Origin of the sequence: Mucilaginibacter myungsuensis, assembly GCF_015222005.1 — a bacterium.
Lineage (GTDB): Bacteria > Bacteroidota > Bacteroidia > Sphingobacteriales > Sphingobacteriaceae > Mucilaginibacter > Mucilaginibacter myungsuensis.
This window is the reverse complement of record NZ_JADFFL010000009.1, coordinates 19984-38644: the sequence shown is the minus strand read 5'-3', so window position 1 is coordinate 38644 and position 18661 is coordinate 19984. Positions and strand designations below refer to the sequence as shown.

At 45.7% G+C, this 18661-nt stretch carries 16 protein-coding genes; 9 read left to right on the top strand and 7 right to left on the bottom strand.

Going from position 1 to position 18661, the window contains the following annotated elements:
• Entirely contained in the window at window positions 1-1311 is a 1311-nt protein-coding gene (locus IRJ16_RS19155) for a hypothetical protein (RefSeq protein WP_194113257.1), read from the top strand.
• 13 nt (window positions 1312-1324) lie between these two features.
• On the opposite strand, the gene IRJ16_RS19150 is transcribed toward IRJ16_RS19155, so the two are convergent.
• The gene (locus IRJ16_RS19150; RefSeq protein WP_194113256.1) at window positions 1325-1507 is read right to left on the bottom strand and encodes a DUF6358 family protein; all 183 of its coding nucleotides are present in this window, start codon (window positions 1505-1507) and stop codon (window positions 1325-1327) included.
• A 3-nt stretch (window positions 1508-1510) separates the two neighbouring features.
• On the bottom strand, window positions 1511-1825 hold the full coding sequence (locus IRJ16_RS19145) for a rhodanese-like domain-containing protein (protein ID WP_194113255.1): 315 nt from the start codon (window positions 1823-1825) through the stop codon (window positions 1511-1513).
• A 139-nt stretch (window positions 1826-1964) separates the two neighbouring features.
• Between IRJ16_RS19145 and IRJ16_RS19140 the strand changes: the two genes are divergently transcribed.
• From IRJ16_RS19140 to IRJ16_RS19120, 5 genes are all read left to right on the top strand, one after another.
• The gene (locus IRJ16_RS19140) at window positions 1965-2417 is read left to right on the top strand and encodes a hypothetical protein (protein ID WP_194113254.1); all 453 of its coding nucleotides are present in this window, start codon (window positions 1965-1967) and stop codon (window positions 2415-2417) included.
• A gap of 127 nt (window positions 2418-2544) precedes the next feature.
• Complete coding sequence (locus tag IRJ16_RS19135; protein ID WP_194113253.1) at window positions 2545-3663, top strand: DUF4407 domain-containing protein; 1119 nt, start codon at window positions 2545-2547, stop codon at window positions 3661-3663.
• A 142-nt stretch (window positions 3664-3805) separates the two neighbouring features.
• Window positions 3806-6706, top strand: coding sequence for a DEAD/DEAH box helicase (locus IRJ16_RS19130; protein ID WP_194113252.1), 2901 nt, complete (start codon window positions 3806-3808; stop codon window positions 6704-6706).
• Between the two features lie 223 nt (window positions 6707-6929).
• Window positions 6930-7904 carry a lysylphosphatidylglycerol synthase domain-containing protein gene (locus tag IRJ16_RS19125; RefSeq protein ID WP_290246646.1) on the top strand — a complete coding sequence of 325 codons (975 nt, stop codon included), beginning with the start codon at window positions 6930-6932 and terminating at the stop codon, window positions 7902-7904.
• Window positions 7888-9018, top strand: a complete 1131-nt coding sequence (locus tag IRJ16_RS19120; protein ID WP_228080332.1) for a glycosyltransferase family 2 protein — start codon at window positions 7888-7890, stop codon at window positions 9016-9018. Before IRJ16_RS19125 ends, IRJ16_RS19120 begins: the two co-directional genes overlap by 17 nt.
• A gap of 1 nt (window position 9019) precedes the next feature.
• Here IRJ16_RS19120 and IRJ16_RS19115 read toward each other — a convergent pair whose 3' ends face one another.
• Window positions 9020-9586 (bottom strand): dihydrofolate reductase family protein, encoded by a 567-nt coding sequence (locus IRJ16_RS19115; protein ID WP_194113251.1) that lies wholly within the window; start codon window positions 9584-9586, stop codon window positions 9020-9022.
• On the bottom strand, window positions 9583-10980 hold the full coding sequence (locus IRJ16_RS19110) for a LutB/LldF family L-lactate oxidation iron-sulfur protein (RefSeq protein WP_194113250.1): 1398 nt from the start codon (window positions 10978-10980) through the stop codon (window positions 9583-9585). The genes IRJ16_RS19115 and IRJ16_RS19110 overlap by 4 nt, the downstream gene beginning before the upstream one ends.
• A gap of 206 nt (window positions 10981-11186) precedes the next feature.
• On the opposite strand from IRJ16_RS19110, the gene IRJ16_RS19105 reads away from it, so the two are divergent.
• Genes IRJ16_RS19105 through IRJ16_RS19095 form a run of 3 tightly spaced genes read left to right on the top strand, consistent with a single transcriptional unit; the run spans window position 11187 to window position 13109 of the window.
• Window positions 11187-11885, top strand: a complete 699-nt coding sequence (locus IRJ16_RS19105) for a ComF family protein (RefSeq protein ID WP_194113249.1) — start codon at window positions 11187-11189, stop codon at window positions 11883-11885.
• A 7-nt stretch (window positions 11886-11892) separates the two neighbouring features.
• Complete coding sequence (locus tag IRJ16_RS19100) at window positions 11893-12390, top strand: hypothetical protein (protein WP_194113248.1); 498 nt, start codon at window positions 11893-11895, stop codon at window positions 12388-12390.
• A gap of 8 nt (window positions 12391-12398) precedes the next feature.
• Window positions 12399-13109 carry a metallophosphoesterase family protein gene (locus tag IRJ16_RS19095; protein ID WP_194113247.1) on the top strand — a complete coding sequence of 237 codons (711 nt, stop codon included), beginning with the start codon at window positions 12399-12401 and terminating at the stop codon, window positions 13107-13109.
• Window positions 13110-13247: 138 nt separating this feature from the next.
• Here IRJ16_RS19095 and IRJ16_RS23140 read toward each other — a convergent pair whose 3' ends face one another.
• From IRJ16_RS23140 to IRJ16_RS19080, 3 genes are all read right to left on the bottom strand, one after another.
• On the bottom strand, window positions 13248-16373 hold the full coding sequence (locus IRJ16_RS23140; protein WP_194113246.1) for a PAS domain S-box protein: 3126 nt from the start codon (window positions 16371-16373) through the stop codon (window positions 13248-13250).
• Window positions 16374-17651, bottom strand: coding sequence for a serine hydroxymethyltransferase (locus IRJ16_RS19085; protein ID WP_194113245.1), 1278 nt, complete (start codon window positions 17649-17651; stop codon window positions 16374-16376).
• Window positions 17652-17807: 156 nt separating this feature from the next.
• Window positions 17808-18557, bottom strand: a complete 750-nt coding sequence (locus IRJ16_RS19080) for a segregation and condensation protein A (protein WP_194113244.1) — start codon at window positions 18555-18557, stop codon at window positions 17808-17810.
• Between the last annotated feature and the right edge of the window lie 104 nt (window positions 18558-18661).

Here is an 18661-nt window from a genome sequence, read left to right as displayed (position 1 = left end):
ATGACCTTCGTATTTGCCCTTATCAATTTATTACTGCTGTGTATTGGTTGTGCCATGCTGCTTGGGCGTTGCATTGCAGATCTGGGTAGGCCGTTAAAGTTGATCACTGGCTGTATAATAGCCCTTGTATTGGTAAGTTGGTGCTATTACCTGTTACTGGTCATAGGGATTCCGCTTTGGGGGTTATTGATCGTATTGACATTGGCTAACGCTGCACATATTTATTGGGGCCGGTCTTTACAGATATTATCGGTCGGGAACTTTTATATCGCCCGTCCTAAGCAAACCCTGATCTTGTTGGTAAGCTTGTTTAGTATTGTACTTTACTTTATATTTTTTCAAAGTAAGCACGGCGATTGGGATGCCTGGTCTATATGGAACCTGCACGCTAAGTTTATGGCCGACCCCCGGCATTGGCGTAACATGTTCGCTCCGGAATTGAATTATTCGCACCGCGATTATCCGTTAATGCTACCATCAGTTGTCGGTTATTTGTGGAATTCCCTGGGGAATTGTACTGCCAATGTTCCGCTTTTATTTGCCTTGCTGGTGGCATTTTCGATACCGGTAGCTACCTATTTTTCGCTTGCAGCTGATCATGACAAGCGCACATACGCCTGCCTGGCGGTTCTTCTTTTCGCTGTCGACAGTAATTTTAAACTTATAGCGTCGTACCAAGGGGCCGATACCCTTTTGTCGCTATTCATCCTGCTATCTGTAGCATATCTATTACGACAGGTCAGCGCGAGCGGTAACCAGATCGGCATTGCTGCATTTATGGCCGCATCAGGCACATGGGTAAAAAATGAAGGATGGTTGTTTTTTGTCGTGTTTACGCTGGCGTTTTTAATTAGGAACTACAGATCGGCCGGGTTAATAAAAAAGTACGCAATAGGTGCCGCATTGCCATTAATTGTAAGCCTATCCTTTAAATTGTTTTACGCGCCGGCAAATGACCTGGTGGCTGCCGGAGGGAAAAGTTTACTTACCTACATTAAAGATCCGGCAAGGTATATCGCCATCATCAAGTTTATTTTGGTGGCGCTTACCGGCAGGTATATATTGCTTACTGCCGTTTTGATGACAGCGCTGATATTATGCAGAAGGTATTTTGTGTCGTCAACCTTTATGATCCTGGCTTTGGTCTTTATGGGCTATATGGTGGTTTATCTAACAACACCTTACGGGTTAGATTGGCACCTCACCACCTCGTTCGATAGGGTGCTGCAGCATTTATGCCCTTCCCTCATCTTTAGTATGCTGTACTATGTTGCTGAAAAATATCCTTTAAAAGAAAAGCGCGATGGTTGACCGCGCTTTTCTTTTATTTCTTTTTCTGCCTTAACTCTTTAAGCAGTTTTATCTTTAGTATGACAAACAACCCGGCAATAAATATGGCGGCCATGGCCCACATATACTCTTGCTTAGGGAAAGCCCAATATACAACCGCGCAGCACACAAAAATGCCTATTGTGTACAGCACGTTCATAAACAATTTTAACGCCATAGCTTAGTACACTTGTATGCTTGGGTCTATCTCTTGCGCCCAGGCGGTGATGCCACCCTGCAGGTTGTATAAATTAGTAAAGCCTTGTGCCTCTAACTGCATTACAGCCACGCCGCTGCGTTTGCCACTGCGGCACATTACTACCACGGGTTTGTCTTTTGATATTTTGTCGGTCTCTATCAGTATGCCGCCCAGCGGGATCAGTTCGCCGTTCAGGTTAGACATTTCGTACTCAAAATCCTCGCGAACATCTATCAATTGAAAATCTTCGCCGCCGTCTATTTTCTCTTTTAATTCTTGTACTGATATTTCTTTCATGGTGTTGAATGGTAAGATGTTCCAAAGGTAAAACTATTAATATAAACTGTTATGAACAATATTTGTTATTTAAGGAAGACCATGCGTTGATGACATTCCATCTACCGATGATCAATTAGTAATTAAAACCATACGACCCATGCTTAGCTTAAAGATCGCTTTATTATCGCTGTTTGCTTTGTCCTATACACCGCATCAACCAAAAGATGCTCCGGATGTTGCGGCCCTAAAACAGTTTGAGAAGATAAGGGCCGCGATCGAAAAAGATGGAAAGGGGGTGATGGATACCCCAATTGCGATCACCGGCGATATTAATGGTGATAATAGGCCCGATTGTATAGTTTCTTATGTTCTTACTCCTAAAGGCGGCGGGAATATGATCATTGGCGATGGCCATTATATTTACCTTAATATCGGCTCGGGCATGAAAGCGGCCGGGAAATTCCCCTCCTTTAAATTCTGCTACTCTTTGGATGCTATTAAAGCAGGGGTGATCCATGTGAAAAAATACAAATGCGCCCCTCCTTATAACGAGAGTGATGGTGTGGGCAAACTGGTTTATAAAAGCAGCAAGATCGTTGAAATAAAATAAGTTATCGTTATCCGTCTTTGTTCTGCTACAAAGCCCACTGGGATCAACTCCAACTTCACACATAATTATCTGTAATTTTGTAACATTCGCCATCTCAAGGCGTTTCAATGTAGATAATTGAAATTTGATGAAGAAAGTTACCCGCTTTTTCTGGTTCTGTTCAGGAGCCCATATAGATACCCTTAAAAAATACCCCATCGAGCATAACAAATATGTGGGTATCGGTGCCACCATTTTTTTTACCGCGCTGTTCGCCGCTTTGTCGGGCGGATATGCCATGTATTTTGTATTCAGCGGTAGTGCTTTCGCGGTAGGTTTTGCCATTTTGTTCGGTCTGCTTTGGGGTACGGCTATCTTTAATATGGATAGGTACATCGTATCCAGTATCAATAAAGAGGGTACTACCAGCCAGCAGATCTTGCAGGCATCGCCCCGTATTTTGTTGGCTATTATGATCGGTATCGTGATATCGCGGCCATTGGAGCTGAAGATCTTTGATAAAGAGATCCGCCAAAAACTACGCACTTCATATTCGAAAGCACAGAACCGCAAGATCGACACCCTGAAGCTGACCTACGAGCAAAAGTACTCGATGGAGATGACCAAGAACCAGGACCTGAAAAAAGAAAAGGACTCGTTAGAACGCGACATCAACCGCTCACGTTACCAGCTAAATCAGGAGGTTTTTGGCGATAAGACCAACCAAACATCGGGCATTACGGGTTACGGAACTTACGCCAAGCAAAAAGAAGCCGTACTTGTAGAAAAGCAGAACCGCCTAAAGACCGTTACCGACGATATTGGTAAAATGGACGAATACTTGGCCACCCGCAAGCAAGCCGAAGGTTTGAACGACCTGAAACTCTTCACCCCAAAACAATTGGACAGCCTGACCGCCATAGCCGGCTTTGCCGACCGTAACTGGGCTTTAGGGCAGTTAGGTTATAATGATAAAGGGGAGCGCGAACTGGATACCTATTTGGCTATATCATTCATAGGTTACCTTTTCATCCTGTTTGAGTGTTTGCCGGTATTTGTTAAGCTGATGTCGCCGAAAGGGCCTTACGATGTGGCTATGGCTAAGACCATGGAGGCCAATATTTATTATGCTGATAAGGACAAAGAACGCGATATGTCGGTTACCGATCATACCTATGACCACACGCTTGACGAAGACATTGCCCGGCGAAAGCGCATCATCACCGCCCAATCCGACTATGATTTTGAGCGGCATCGGTTCGATTGATAAACCGCTAAGGTAAACTGTTAATTATTAACGTTGGTTGTTAACAAATTTTTAACCGTTAATGCTTTTTATTAAAATAAATTCTGTTTAGGTTTGGATTTTTTGTTGATGTAGCTTCAATAAATTTTTTCCACGAAGCCACATGTTACGCGTAGACAGCAGCAAGCCTTGCCAAATTATTTATGCCATTGCCCGGCATGAATATCTGTCGTACGTTATTGAGCCTCATATTGTTCAGCTGAATCCCAACGGAGAGTTTTCATTAACACATCAGCGTTTATTTAGTAATACCGCTAAGGAGTTCGCTAATTGCCTTGACGAGTCGGATCTTAAACTCATTAAGATACTGGATGATCTAGAGCAGGGGGCAATTATTAAGCGTTATTATAAAAAGCCGGTCCGCCCGTTCGAGTTCTTTAGCAAGATATTTAACGACCAGCTTTACGATGCCATCCGCCCTAAGATGGAAAAGAAAATGGTAGAGGCGCTGAACCTATTGCCGGACAAACAGCTCTACCAGATGAGTAAGGAGGGCTATCCGGCTGGTAAGCAATTGCATATCGCTGCTGAGCCGGCCTCGGTATTATTCCACTTTAGGCGCGACGAGCAAGAAATACGCTATTTCCCTACCATCAAATATCAGGGCCTCCGTATCGAGTTCATGTTCAAAAATGCCGAGATCATTTGCAATCACCCGGCCTGGATGATGCTGGATGATACCCTGTATTATTTTGATAAAGATATTGAGGGCAAAAAACTGCTACCTTTCCTGAATAAACGTTACATCGCTATTCCCCGATCGTCGGAGCATTCTTACTTCGAGCGTTTTGTGATCCCGCTGATAGAAAAGTATCCGGTGTATGCCGAGGGCTTTACCATCAACACCGAAAAATACGAGGCCACACCGATACTAAAGCCGATACATATCCCGGGCGGTACATCGCAGATACAACTCTGCTTTAAGTACGCCGGCTATGTTTTCCCTTACGGGGATGGCAGGCATGTGTCTGTTAGGATGGATAAAGATGGGGATAGTTATATTTTCCATCGCATTAAGCGTTCGGTAAGTTGGGAGAAGAACAGACTGGCCGAATTAGAAAGTTTGGGCTTAGAAATAACGTCGGGCCTGTTCCACAATCTGGAGGTAAAGACCAACGACACTACAGATACCGACCAAAGCTTTTCGGTGTTCGATTGGCTTAATCAACATCATCAGCAACTATCAGATAAAGGCTACCAGATAGACCAACCCGACGGACAAAAACGCTACCTGTTCGGCAGTAATAAGATAGATCTGGAGGTGACCGAGGGTAATGATTGGTTCGATATTTATGCCGTGGTACATTTTGGGCCGTATAAGATCCCATTCATTGATCTGCGTAACCATATCCTTAATCGCAAAAAAGAATTCGTGCTGCCATCGGGCGAGATAGCGGTGATCCCCGAGCAATGGTTCTCGCAATATGGCAACCTGTTGCACTTTGCCGAGAACGGCGCAGAGTTAAAACTCCGCAAACACCACATCGGCTTGCTATCCGAACTAAGCAACGAAGGCGAGTTGGCCGGAATTGCCATGGATCGCAAATTGCAAAAGCTGAACAATTTTGAAGAGGTTGCTGATGCGCCGATGCCGGTCAACTTTCAGGGCAGTTTGCGCCCTTACCAACAGGCCGGCTATAACTGGTTCCATTTTTTAAGGGAATACCATTTTGGTGGTTGTTTGGCCGATGACATGGGTCTGGGCAAGACCGTACAGACACTTGCCCTGTTACAAAAAAATAAAGAAGATACCGAGGCTGCCGGAGGCAAAAGCACATCGCTGCTGATCATGCCTACATCGCTGATCTATAACTGGATAAACGAGGCCAAAAAGTTTGCCCCGCAACTTAGGATGATGGTGCATACCGGCGCGTTCCGTTATAAAGATCCGGGAGTATTCGGTAATTATGATGTGGTGGTGACCACTTATGGCATCAGCCGTATCGATATCGAGTTGTTCAAATCTTTCTTTTTTGATTACGTGATCTTGGATGAGAGCCAGAACATCAAAAACCCGTCGTCTAAATCCTATCAGGCGGTCAAACAATTAAAGTCGCGCTTTAAGCTGATCCTAAGTGGTACGCCGGTCGAGAATTCGGTTAATGACCTTTGGACGCAGATGTCGTTCATCAACCCCGGGTTATTGGGCAGTCAACAGTTCTTTATGAACGAATTTGTTACCCCGATAGAGAAGAAGAAGGACGAGGAGAAGGCGCGCAAGTTACAAGCGATCATCAAACCTTTCGTCCTCCGCCGTACAAAAGAGCAGGTGGCTACCGAGTTACCGCCTAAGACTGAACACCTGTTCTATTCGCAAATGAGCGAGGAACAGTCGGCCGTTTACGAAGAGGTAAAATCAGAATACCGCAACGAATTACTAAAGAGCCTGGAGGACGGCACTTTTGCCCAGACGCAAATGCAGGTACTACAAGGCTTGATCAAGCTGCGCCAGATCGCTAATCACCCGTCTATGATAGACGAGCAGTATGAGGGCGATTCGGGCAAGTTTGAAGACGTGGTGCATACGTTGAGTAACGTGTTGGATGGTGGCCACAAGGTGCTCATCTTTTCGCAATTTGTGAAGCAGTTGCAGATCTACCGCCGCTATTTTGAAGATAAACATATCCCTTATTCTTATCTGGACGGCAGCACGCAGAACCGGGGCGAGATCGTAAAGCAATTTCAGGAAGACCAAAAGACCAAAGTATTCCTCATCTCTATCAAAGCAGGTGGGGTAGGTTTGAACTTGACCGAGGCAGACTACGTTTTCATCCTTGACCCATGGTGGAACCCGGCGGTCGAGCAGCAAGCCATTGACCGTACGCACCGCATCGGGCAGACCAAAAATGTGTTCATTTATAAGTTCATCACCAAAGATTCGGTAGAGGAGAAAATACTGGCCTTGCAACAGCGTAAACTAAGTGTAGCCCGCTCGCTGATCACCACCGAGGAAAGTTTTATCAAGACTTTGACGGCGGATGATATCAGGGATATCCTGGCTTAACTAAGGGGCTATAGCTTAGTCTCATTTTTGACGGAAGCTAAATCAAACAGATCTGCATTTCGGCGGTTATCTGTTACTACCCCGCCCTTTCATATATGGAAAAACGATCACTTACCTGCCGATGCTGCATTCTGTTTCAAAAGTACAACCGTCCTGTTTCAGCAGTTTGGCTTAAAATGACCACTTCTACGCTAACTTTCCGTAACATTGCCTAAACATACCCGTGCTGAACAGATCTAATAAAAAAATACTCACCTATGCTATAAAAGCGGGCATTTTGCTGCTTACTGCTTTTTATATCTATCAAAAGTTGAGTAACCGCAAAGATCTGGTCAAATTTCAGCAGATCATCAGCGGGATGGATCGTACTTTAGTGATCAGCACCATGTCGGTAGTTGTGGGGTTGATGCTGATTAACTGGGTGTTAGAGTCAGGGAAATGGCGTTACCTCACCCAACGGCTACAGCCTATGACGCTGTGGGAATCCATTGAAGCTGTTTTTTGCGGTTTAAGCTGGGCCATACTTACCCCAAATCGTATTGGTGAGTACGGAGGACGGGTAATGTTCCTTTCGCCCCGTAAAAGGGTGCATGGGGTGTTTGCCATGGCGGTAGGGTCGTTCGGCCAAAACGTAATGACCAATGTGCTGGGCGCAGCCGCCTTTATGTGGTTCGTTTGGACATTCCTTAAATTGGATCCGATCTTTTACTTTGGGTTATGGATACTGGTATTCATGTTCATGCTGTTGATGTTGCTGTTCTATTTCAACATCAGGTGGATGGTGTCGCTGCTCAACAGCATTAAGTGGCTGAGGAAATACCATCGCTTCTTTGATATCATGGCCCGCTATAGGTTTCCCGAATTGGTGCGCATTATGGGCTATTGTATTGCCCGTTACGCGGTGTTCTCTTTCCAGTATTATCTGGTCATTCATCTGCTGATTCCGTCTATCCCAGTGCACGATATTTTTATGATGGTATTCATCCTGTTCTTTATACAGTCGGCCTTGCCATCTTTAGATCTATTGGATGTGGGGGTGCGAAACATTACCGCCGGCACATTGTTCGCCTACGTAACCGACCAAAAGATAGCTGTAATGGCGGCGGTTACTTCTATCTGGTTCATTAATTTGATCGTTCCGGCTATTTTAGGTTCTATATTTGTATTTAAACTCAAGTTCTTTGATAACGACGTATAGCTTTATTTCTTTCTTATTTACCGGTTTCTATCTGTCGTTATTGGTCATCATGATCAAAGGCTGGGCGGCTTTACGCGGTCCTAAGATTTTCAGTGGCCCGTATAAAACAAAGGTGACCATCCTGATCGCCGCGCGCGACGAGGAAGATAACATTCGCAAGACCATCGATGACCTGATGGCGCAGGATTATCCCCGCGAGCTGACCGAGATCATCATTGTTGACGACCACTCTACCGATAGCACTGCTGATATTATCCGTAGCTATGCCGATCGTGGTGTGCAACTGATGCAACTGCAAGCCGATGCCGCGCTCAACTCCTATAAAAAGAAAGCTATTGCCGAAGCCATTGCCCGATCTACCGGCGACCTGATGGTAGCCACCGATGCCGACTGCCGTATGGGCCCGCAATGGTTGTCATCCGTTGTAAGTTATTTTGAGGCCGAGGGTAAATATATGATATCATCGCCGGTAAGTTATTTTGAGGAGCATTCCTTGTTTGAAAAATTGCAAACGCTCGAGTTCAGTTACCTTATCGGTCTTGGCGCATCGTTCATTGGTTTGGGCAGGGCATCAACCTGCAATGGCGCTAATTTGGCTTATCGTAAAGATATTTTTCATGAGGTGGGCGGCTTTACCGGCATCGATGACCTGGCATCAGGCGATGATGAGTTGTTGCTGCAAAAGGTGGCGGCGAAGTTCCCGGGTAGTATCGGTTTCCTAAAGAAACGCGAGGCTGTGGTTTATACCCATGCCAAACCAAACCTGTCCAGCTTTTTGCAGCAGCGCAGGCGCTGGGCATCTAAATCGGTAAAGTATAAGGATAAAAAGATAACGGCCGTGGCTATCGGCATTTGGCTATTCAATTTATCGTTGCCGATCAACGCCTTGTTGGGTTTCTATGATATCAGATTCTTTAACCTGTTTTTGATACAAATGGGTTTGAAATATCTATTCGAGGCGATATTCCTGTTCCCGATCATGCAGTTCTTTAAACGGCTATCATTACTTCCCCTGCTGGTGATACTTGGGCCGATACACATTATCTATTTCATCTATATCGGCCTGATGGGTAACACCCGTAAATACGCCTGGAAGGGCAGGGTGGTCAGATAGATCAATAAAGGTCTGGCATATTGGTGCCTGCCAATTTGCTCAGATCAAATTTTGGTTTTAAAACATAGCGTACCTGCACTAATCCACTGTCGTAACTTTGTGTGCCTGTGTGGATCAATTCAACGCGATCGCTTAATTTTTTAAACAGGTGTTTGCCGCTGCCCAAAAGTATCGGGTGGATGGATAACAAAAACTCGTCTATCATATTCAGTTCTAAAAAAGCTTCTATCAATTCGGCACCGCCGAACAGCCAAATGTGGCCACCGTCCTGCTCTTTGATAGCCCTTACTTTTTCCTGAAAATTTTCTTTGCGAATGATGCTCACCAGCGGGTTCATCTCAGCGTCAAGAGTGTCCGAAAAGACATATTTATCCTGCGGAAAGGCATTGATGTCGCCGGTATTGCTGATCAGATCGTACGACTTCCGCCCCATAAAGATCAGGTCTATCGACTCAAAAAAAGCTTCCATGCCGTAGTCCTGATCGGCAAAACACCAATCATATTCGCCATTTGGGCCTTCTATATATCCGTCCAAACTAACCGCCAGGTTCAATATCACTTTTCTCATTCGCTATCTTTATCCTTGTTTTTTTGTCTTTCTTTCCATTGCGCCGAAAACGACTTATCGGCCACCTGCGGCATCTCGCGGAAATGCCCCCAGGTCTTTTTAAAGAACTTGCGCATAAACCAGTTCTTCATCCCGCCGCCAAAAAAGTCCATCTTGCTGCGTTTAAGCATGCCGGCTTTCCAAAATTTCCAGCCCCAACGCTCGGCAGCCGGCGTTAAACCATCGTTCACCGCATCACGGCGATTAAGCAATAGCATTTTGTGTATCTCTATCTTCACCGGGCAAACCTCGGTGCACTTGCCACACAGGCTTGATGCATTGCTCAAGTGTTTAAACTCCTCCATCCCGCGCATATGCGGGGTAATGATGGAGCCGATAGGACCACTGTATGAGGTATTATAAGTGTGTCCGCCGATGTTTTGATAAACCGGACAAGCATTCAGGCAAGCCCCGCAACGGATGCAATACAAGCCCTCTCGCTGCTCTTTTTGGGCCAGCAGGTTAGTGCGGCCGTTATCCAGCAGGATCACATACATTTCTTCCGGCCCGTCGGTCTCATCAGCCTGCCTTGGACCACTGATGATGCTGTTATAGACGGTCAGGTTTTGCCCGGTGCCATGCGTAGCCAGCATAGGCCAGAACAGGTCCAGGTCGGCCATGCTCGGTATCATCTTCTCGATACCCGCAATGGCAATATGTATCTTGGGGAAGGTGGTGCTTAATCGGGCATTACCTTCATTTTCTGTCAGGCAAATGCTGCCGGTATCGGCCAATAGAAAATTGGCACCGGATATACCGACGTCTGCCTGCAGATATTTTTCGCGTAGCAACTCGCGGGCTTTTAAGGTCAGTTGCTCGGGTGTGGCATCTATCGGCGTGTCAAATTTCTCGTGAAATAATTTGGCAATGTCTTCCTTACTAAGGTGCATGGCCGGGGTGACGATATGGTACGGCTTTTGACCCAATAATTGAACGATGTACTCGCCCAGATCACTCTCCAAACTCTCCACATTATTTTGCTCCAAAAACTCATTCAGATGCAATTCTTCCGTCACCATGGATTTGGATTTGATGACGGTTTTGGCGTTAGCTTTTTGGATAATGTTCAGGATCTCTTTACGGGCTTCTTCGGCATCGTTAGCCCAGATCACCTTGCCACCACGGCGAATGAAATTGCTCTCGAATTCGGGTAGTAACTTGTCCAGGTTCTCCATTACCCGCCACTTGATGACGTGGCCCTTGCGCTTGGCGTTCTCCAGGTTAGCTATACGTGAAAGTCCCCGCTCTACCGCCGCGCCGTATTTGCCCATATTGTTATTGATAATGGCACGATGGCGGGTATCAAAGGCTTTTTCTTCGGATGCGATCAAAAAATCCGCTGCGGTGGTTCCCATACTGGCAAAGCTAACAATTAATGAAGTATGGGGTTTGGAATAGTTTTCCACCTAAGCTTGCTACCCCTTATGAAAGTTAATGCTAAGGCAGAGGCGGTGGTGTTCCCCTAAATTAGGGGAAAGTAATGGCAGTGCAAAGTGCAAGAGCTTTAATAAGTGGTAAACGACCGCTAAAAATTCACCTGAAATTTCCCTATTTTCAAACCATGAACTTCCTCCGCAGGTACTGGTCCGATTTTGTGGCATTGCTCTTTCCCGAGCTTTGTTATGCTTGCAATAACAGCCTGGTAGCGCACGAGGATCTGATCTGTACCGAGTGTCTTTATAACTTGCCTTATACCGATTTCCACCATCAGCCTGATAACATCGTAGCCAAACAATTTTGGGGCAAGGTAAAGCTTGACGGTGCTTATGCCTTATGCTACTTTACTAAGGGCGGTAAGGTGCAGCAATTGGTACACTCGTTAAAGTACCGCAACGCGCCGCAGATCGGTAATAAGTTAGGCGCATTAGCCGGGCAGCGAATGGCTGAGAGTACGCATTTTAAACACTTCGATGCGGTTATTCCTGTCCCTTTGCATAAAAGCAGGTTACGTAAACGCGGTTATAATCAAAGCCGGCATTTTGCTGAAGGCATCGCGGAAGCTTTGGGAACGGTAGTGTCTATTAATGATCTTATCCGCACCAAGGCTACCCAAACGCAAACTCATAAGACCCGCTTTGAACGGTCGGCAAACATGAAAGAGGTTTTTGCCGTTAAGGATGTTAGCGCGTTGACCAATAAGCATGTGCTGTTGGTTGATGATGTAGTGACCACCGGCGCCACCTTAGAGTCGTGCGCTAATGTGTTGTTAGCGATTCCGGGGCTAAAATTAAGCATTGCTACCATTGCTTATGCAGAGTAAGTAAAGAATGAGAACTTTAGATATCCGAATTCATGAACGGGCCAAATGCTCTATTCAAGATCTTACAAAAGACCTTGACATAAACGATCTGAAATGGGATGGGCTCTTTAAATTTCTTAACGAAACTTTTGAGGTAAGTTATTTTTGGGGGTATCGCGAATGGTTACCTGAAGATAAAATAGAAAAAACTTCAGACGGTCTTTTTGACCATATCGAGATCGATGAACAACATAAACTTTTAGGCACATTAAAAGAAGTCGTTTTTCTTTTTAACAGGCGTCAATTGTCTGAATTATGGGAATGTTATGAATACCCAGCTGTAGTTTTTTTAGCAGAGATAGCTAATGAGCAAGAACTTTTTGATCAATGCAGGTCAAGTCATTATCTTTCTGATCTGGTAGCCAATATCCCTGATGTTGTTATTTTATACCGAAGTTTTGAATTGGATGTGTTGTGGATAGAAACTAATATTAATTTGAAATACATTATACCTCATCTCTCTTAAAATAAAAAATGAGAACCATCGCCCATATCACCGATATCCATCTTGATGAAGGCCTGTTAGAAGACCTTGGGGTGAATACGGAACGTAACTGGCGCCGCATCCTAAAAGATGTGGCAGCTCGGGGCATCCATGACGTGGTTTTCGGGGGTGATATTGGCGCGCCAACTTCCTATTCCTGGTTCTTTAATACAGTTAAGCATTTTAGTTTCAGATACGTGGTTGGCAACCACGACGATGTTGATGATGCCGAACGATATTTTGACGGGCATAGCGATGGCAACGAGGAGCTGTATTACGCGCTCGAAGAAGATGGTTACAAACAGGTCTTTATGGATACCAGCAGTGAGCATGTGAGTGATGCCCAATTGCAATGGTTAACTCAACAGATCAATACCGACAGACCGATCCTGTTATACATCCATCACCCGGTATTGGGTATAGATACACCAATCGATAGGAAATATCCTTTGCACGGTCGCGATCAGGTGAAGAAAGCGTTACTTAGCAATCTGGGGCCGGTCACTATTTTCTGCGGACATTACCATATGGATGATATGCAGCAAGTAGGTAACATCACGCAATATGTAACGCCTGCGGCATCATACCAGATCGCTAAGGAGGCCGGAGGGATAGAGAAAGACAATGGCAAGTTCGGTTACAGGATCGTCCGCATCGATGAAAAAAATATTCAGACGGAGTTGGTCATGTTTGATGCCTAAAGAAATGACAATAAACTAATTTGAAATTTAATTTACTGAAACAGAGAACCTTTTGCCTTAACCTAACGTAAAACAGGTATAAAGTATTTAGTTAATTGGTTAAGGCAGGTTTACAGTGAAGGGTAGACCTGCTTTTTTTTATTGCTTCTGATATAAGCTCAACTTCTCGAACAAAGCTTTTGGGTCAAAAGGCTTCATTACATAATCATTCATGCCGGCGTTACTGATCTCGTCCATTTGATCGGTCAGCATAGAAGCGGTAAGGGCAACAATAGGCAATTGCTGAAAATATGATCCCGGATTTGAACGTACGACTTCGGTAGCTTCCAAGCCACCCATCTCGGGCATGTGAATATCCATTAACACCACATCGTAATTTTGATTGTCCTGGATCATTTGTACGGCTTGCAGGCCGTCTTCGGCAAAATCGGCAGTAGCGCCCCATTTTTTCAGGACCTTACTTAGCAACAACCTGTTTATCTGATTGTCATCTACCACAAGGGCATGTAATTTTAGCGTTTCTTCCACTTTGATGTTTTTACTGGTAGTTGGCTCGGTCCCTTTTTTAAACGAGATAGTGAACCAAAATGTAGATCCTTGTCCGGGCACACTATCCACATTAATGCGGGATCCATGCAGGGTGACCAAACGTTTACTGATAGCAAGACCAAGGCCGGTACCGCCGTATTTGCGGGTAGTATCCGCGTCGGCTTGCTTCCATTGCTCAAATATCGTATTTATTTTGTCATGTGCTATACCAATTCCGGTATCCGTCACGCCAAAACGTATCCTAACCTTGGTTTGGGTCTGCTCAACTACGCTTAAACTGATGGTTACGCCGCCCTTTTCGGTAAACTTTACCGCGTTACCGGCCAGGTTAAGCAGTATCTGAACTAAACGGGCGCTGTCGCCAATGATCACGTCCGGGATGGTATGGTCAACGTCTTGCTTAACAAAAATGTTCTTTTCGTTCGCCTTAAATTGGATCGTCGACGATACACCTTGTATGATGGAGCGGATGTTGACCGGGGCTTTCTCCAGCTCCACGTTGCCGGTCTCTATCTTGGTAAAGTCCAGCACATCGTTGATCAGGCTCATCAGGTTATCGGCCGAGAATTTCAATACATCCAGATTGCCTTTTTGCGCAGGCAATAATTCATCCTTTAGCAATAAGTTGGATATACCGATAACCGCATTCAATGGGGTGCGTATCTCGTGGCTCATTACCGACATGAACATTTCCTTGGCCCTACCTAATTGTAATGCCTCTTCCTTAGCCGCTATCAGTTCAAGTTCGATCTTCTTTTTAGCGGTGATATCAATGACCACCTCAATATATTTCTCCACCTTGCCATTGCCACCAACGATCACCGAGTTGATGACCGATATCCAAAGTGGCTGCCCGTCCTTACGGTAAACCAGTAGGTCAACCTCAAAAGATTGCTTGTTTTTAGATAGTTCGCGTGCTTTTTGGATGATGCTGACATCCGTCATTTCGCCTTTGATCACATCGCCAAGGTGGCGGTCTTTTACATCGGTAATATCATATCCGGTAACAGTGGTAAATGCGTTGTTTACCCACTCTACCTTGCCCTGGCTATCGTTGATCACTACACCGCTGGTAGTATTGCTGGCTACGAGGCTTAGCATCGCCATTTGCTGTTCGGCCGCTTTGCGGGCGGTGATATCGACCACTACGCTTACCTGGCGTTCAACTTCGCCGTCGGCGTTCAACAACGGACTGTTGGACAGATATACCCAGATAGGTGTGCGGTCTTTTTTATAAACCTTGATCTCGATCTCGTACGACCTTTTCTGACGGTGTTGTTCAACTGCCTGCTCAAAAACCGACATGTCGGTTTCTTCGCCAAGTAATAGCGAGCCGAATGCCTTGCCTTTGATATCATCTAACGAGTAGCCCAGCATCTGCTCAAAGGCATCGTTCATCCAAGTTACCTTGGCATCCTTGTCGCGCACAAGGAAACCGCTGGTAGATTTTTGCACCGCAAAGGTGAGGATGTTACGGTCGTGCTCGGCATGTTTGCGGGCGGTAATGTCGGTGATCACTTTGATGATCTTTTGGATATTGCCGTCGTCGTCTAAAATAATGTTATTGGCTACCGATAGCCAGATCTGTTTGCCATCTTTAGTGAAAACCTGCAGCTGGATCTTGAAGGCTTGCTTGTTCCGCATACCCTCGGCGATCTTTTGGCGAATGTTCGGGTCGTCGTAATCGCCACGCAGCACATCGGCAAGCTGTTTGCCGCGAACTTCCTTCAGGTTGTAGCCTGTGATATTAGTGAACGCCGGGTTTACCCACATTGAATGGTCGTTGGCATCCATGATAGCCACACCGTTGGTGATCTTGTTGGCCACTAAGGATAGCTCTTCCAGTTCGGCGGTCAGCTTTTTTTGATAGGTGATATCGCGGCCACTGGTGTACCACTTGCCATTTTTGATACTTACCGACCAGCATACCCAGCGGATATCGCCCTGACGTGATGCTATTTCGGACTCTATTTCGGTCGATGGATATTTGATCGGGTCATCTATCAGCTGTTGCAGCTTGTTAAGATCAATATGGCTGTTGAAGAATTTCCATACCGGCATGCCGATGGCTTCGTGAGGTTCGTAACCTAAGATCGGTTTAACAGCATCGTTGATCAGCTCGATATTGGCATCAGCATCAATAATGCAATGGATATCGGGCGAGTTATTGAAAAGGTTAAAGAACTCGGTATGGCGAACAACCGTTTCCTCCAGCGCCATTTTTTGCTTACGGATGGTAAGGTGCGAGATGACCTCGCGGGCCAGTATTTGTAATGCATCGCGCTGTTCGGCGCTTAAAGTGCGGGGTTTGTTATCGATCACACAAAGGGCACCTAAACGGTGGCCATCATTATCGATCAGCGGTGCACCGGCGTAAAAACGGATGCCAAGCTCGCCGGTAACGGCGTCGTGGTCGCTAAATTTAGGATCGGTAAGGGTATCGGGTACTTCCATCAAGGTATTGTCCATGATGGTGTAGCGGCAAAAAGAATCGGCACGGGCACTACCATTGTGCTCCATGCCAATCTTAGCTTTTGCAAACTCGCGGTCCTCATCAATAAGGGTGATGAGGGCGATAGGGGCTTGGCATATATACGATGCCAGGCGGGTAATATCATCATAAGCCTGTTCCGGAACGGTATCTAAGATCCGATAAGATCTTAGCGCCTGAAGCCTTTCGGCCTCGTTTTCTGGAATAGGGATATCAACGGTCACTTATTTGTCTTTGTACAGCGGGAACTTCTCTGTTAACGCGTGTACACTTTTACGTATTTTCTTTAAAGAATGTTCATCCTCAGGCGCATTTAATACCGCGTCTATCAGGTCAACTATCTGTGCCATTTGTTTTTCCTTCATGCCGCGGGTGGTCACGGCAGCCGTACCAACGCGGATACCCGAGGTTACAAATGGCGACTTATCATCGTAAGGCACCATGTTCTTGTTCACGGTAATATCGGCCAATACTAAGGCGTTCTCGGCAGCTTTACCGGTGATGTTCTTGTTACGCAGGTCGATCAGGATCAGGTGGTTGTCAGTTCCGCCCGAAACGATGTCGTAACCCTTCTCTACTAATGCCTTAGCCATAGCTTCGCCATTTAGTTTCACCTGTAAAATGTATTTCATGTAGCTATCGCTCAAAGCCTCGCCGAACGCTATAGCTTTAGCCGCGATAATATGCTCTAACGGACCACCTTGCGTACCCGGGAATACCGCCATGTCTAACAACGACGACATCATCCTTACCTCGCCTTTAGGTGTTTTATGTCCCCACGGGTTCTCAAAATCTTTACCCAGCATGATCATCCCACCACGCGGGCCACGCAATGTTTTGTGGGTAGTGGTAGTAACGATATGGCAATGCGGAAGCGGATCGGCTAACAAACCACGGGCGATCAATCCGGCCGGGTGAGAAATATCAGCCAATACCAATGCGCCAACTTTATCAGCCACACGGCGAATGAATTCGTAATCCCAATCACGAGAATAAGCCGAAGCACCACAGATGATCATCTTTGGTTTTTGCTCTAAAGCGACTTTCTCTAACAATTCATAATCTATACGGCCGGTCTCTTTAACCACACCGTAAAAATGAGGCTCGTATAATTTACCTGAAAAATTTACCGGAGAACCGTGGGTCAAGTGACCGCCATGCGACAGGTCGAAACCTAATATTTTATCGCCCGGTTGTAAACAGGCCAGCATTACAGCAGCGTTAGCCTGCGCACCTGAGTGTGGCTGAACGTTAACCCACTCGGCATTGAACAATTGTTTAGCACGTTCGATCGCGATGGTCTCTATCTCGTCAACAATTTGACAGCCGCCATAATAACGTTTGCCCGGCAGGCCTTCGGCATATTTATTGGTAGCAACCGAGCCGGCAGCCTCCATAACTTGCTTGCTCACAAAGTTTTCCGACGCGATCAGCTCCAGGCCTTCTTCCTGGCGATTCTGTTCTTCGTCCAATAATTCAAATATGATCTTGTCTCTTTTCATGGTCTGTTCGAAATTCGGGGCTAAGGTAAGTTTTTGATCCGAGAAGAGAAACAAGAATATAGAGTCAAGAATCAGGAAATAAGAAAATTACCTATAAGGATGATCTGTTTTATTATGAGATAACTACTCATGAGAAAAACGTCTTGATCCCTGACTCTACTTCCCCCTCATCTCCACCCAAAAGTTATTAAAGCCCAACCCTATCTGGATATTCAATAACTCCTGCTGCAGCATTTCCAGCACGGCAAGGAAGTTGTAAACAAAGTGTACCTTGTTCTCCGAGTTCCCGGCGATCGACTTAAAATCTAACCGACTGTTGATGGAGAGCAGATCGGCAATGGCTTTCTTTTGCCGCTCGATGGTGTAAGGGTATTGCACCACGGTGTGCGTTACCTCTTCGGTACGGGTTAGCCAGCGTTTGTTCAGCCGCTCGTAGGTGAGCATGAGTTTGTATAGCGTTACCGATGATAGCTCCTCGCCCGGCGTACTTACCTTTTCTACCTGCTCCAGATCGTATTTGATGTTGCCGCGTTTTTCCTGCTTCATGCGCTCTTCTTCGTAAGGGCGCAGCTCCTCGCAAGCTTGCTTGATCTTTTTGTACTCTACCAGTTTGCGTATCAGTTCCTCTTTCAGGTCCACTTCGTTGCCTTCGGCATCGGCCTCGTAGCGGGGGAGCAGCATTTTAGCTTTAATGCGCATCAGCGTGGCGGCCACAAAGATGAATTCGCTGGCCACCTCCATGTTCAGGGCCGACATTTGGTGCAGATAGTCGAGGAAATCGTTGGTGATGTTAGTGATCGAGATATCATGTATATCCAGCTCGTCACGCTCGATAAAGAATAGCAACAGGTCAAAAGGCCCTTCAAATTGGGGCAGCTTTATCTCGAAGCTTTCTTGTGTTTCCATCCGATTCAAAAATAGGGTATTGAATTTAAAATGCTTATAAATAATCACAGCTTAACAATATTTAACCTACAAGTCCATTACTTTTAAATAATATTTGCCGTACT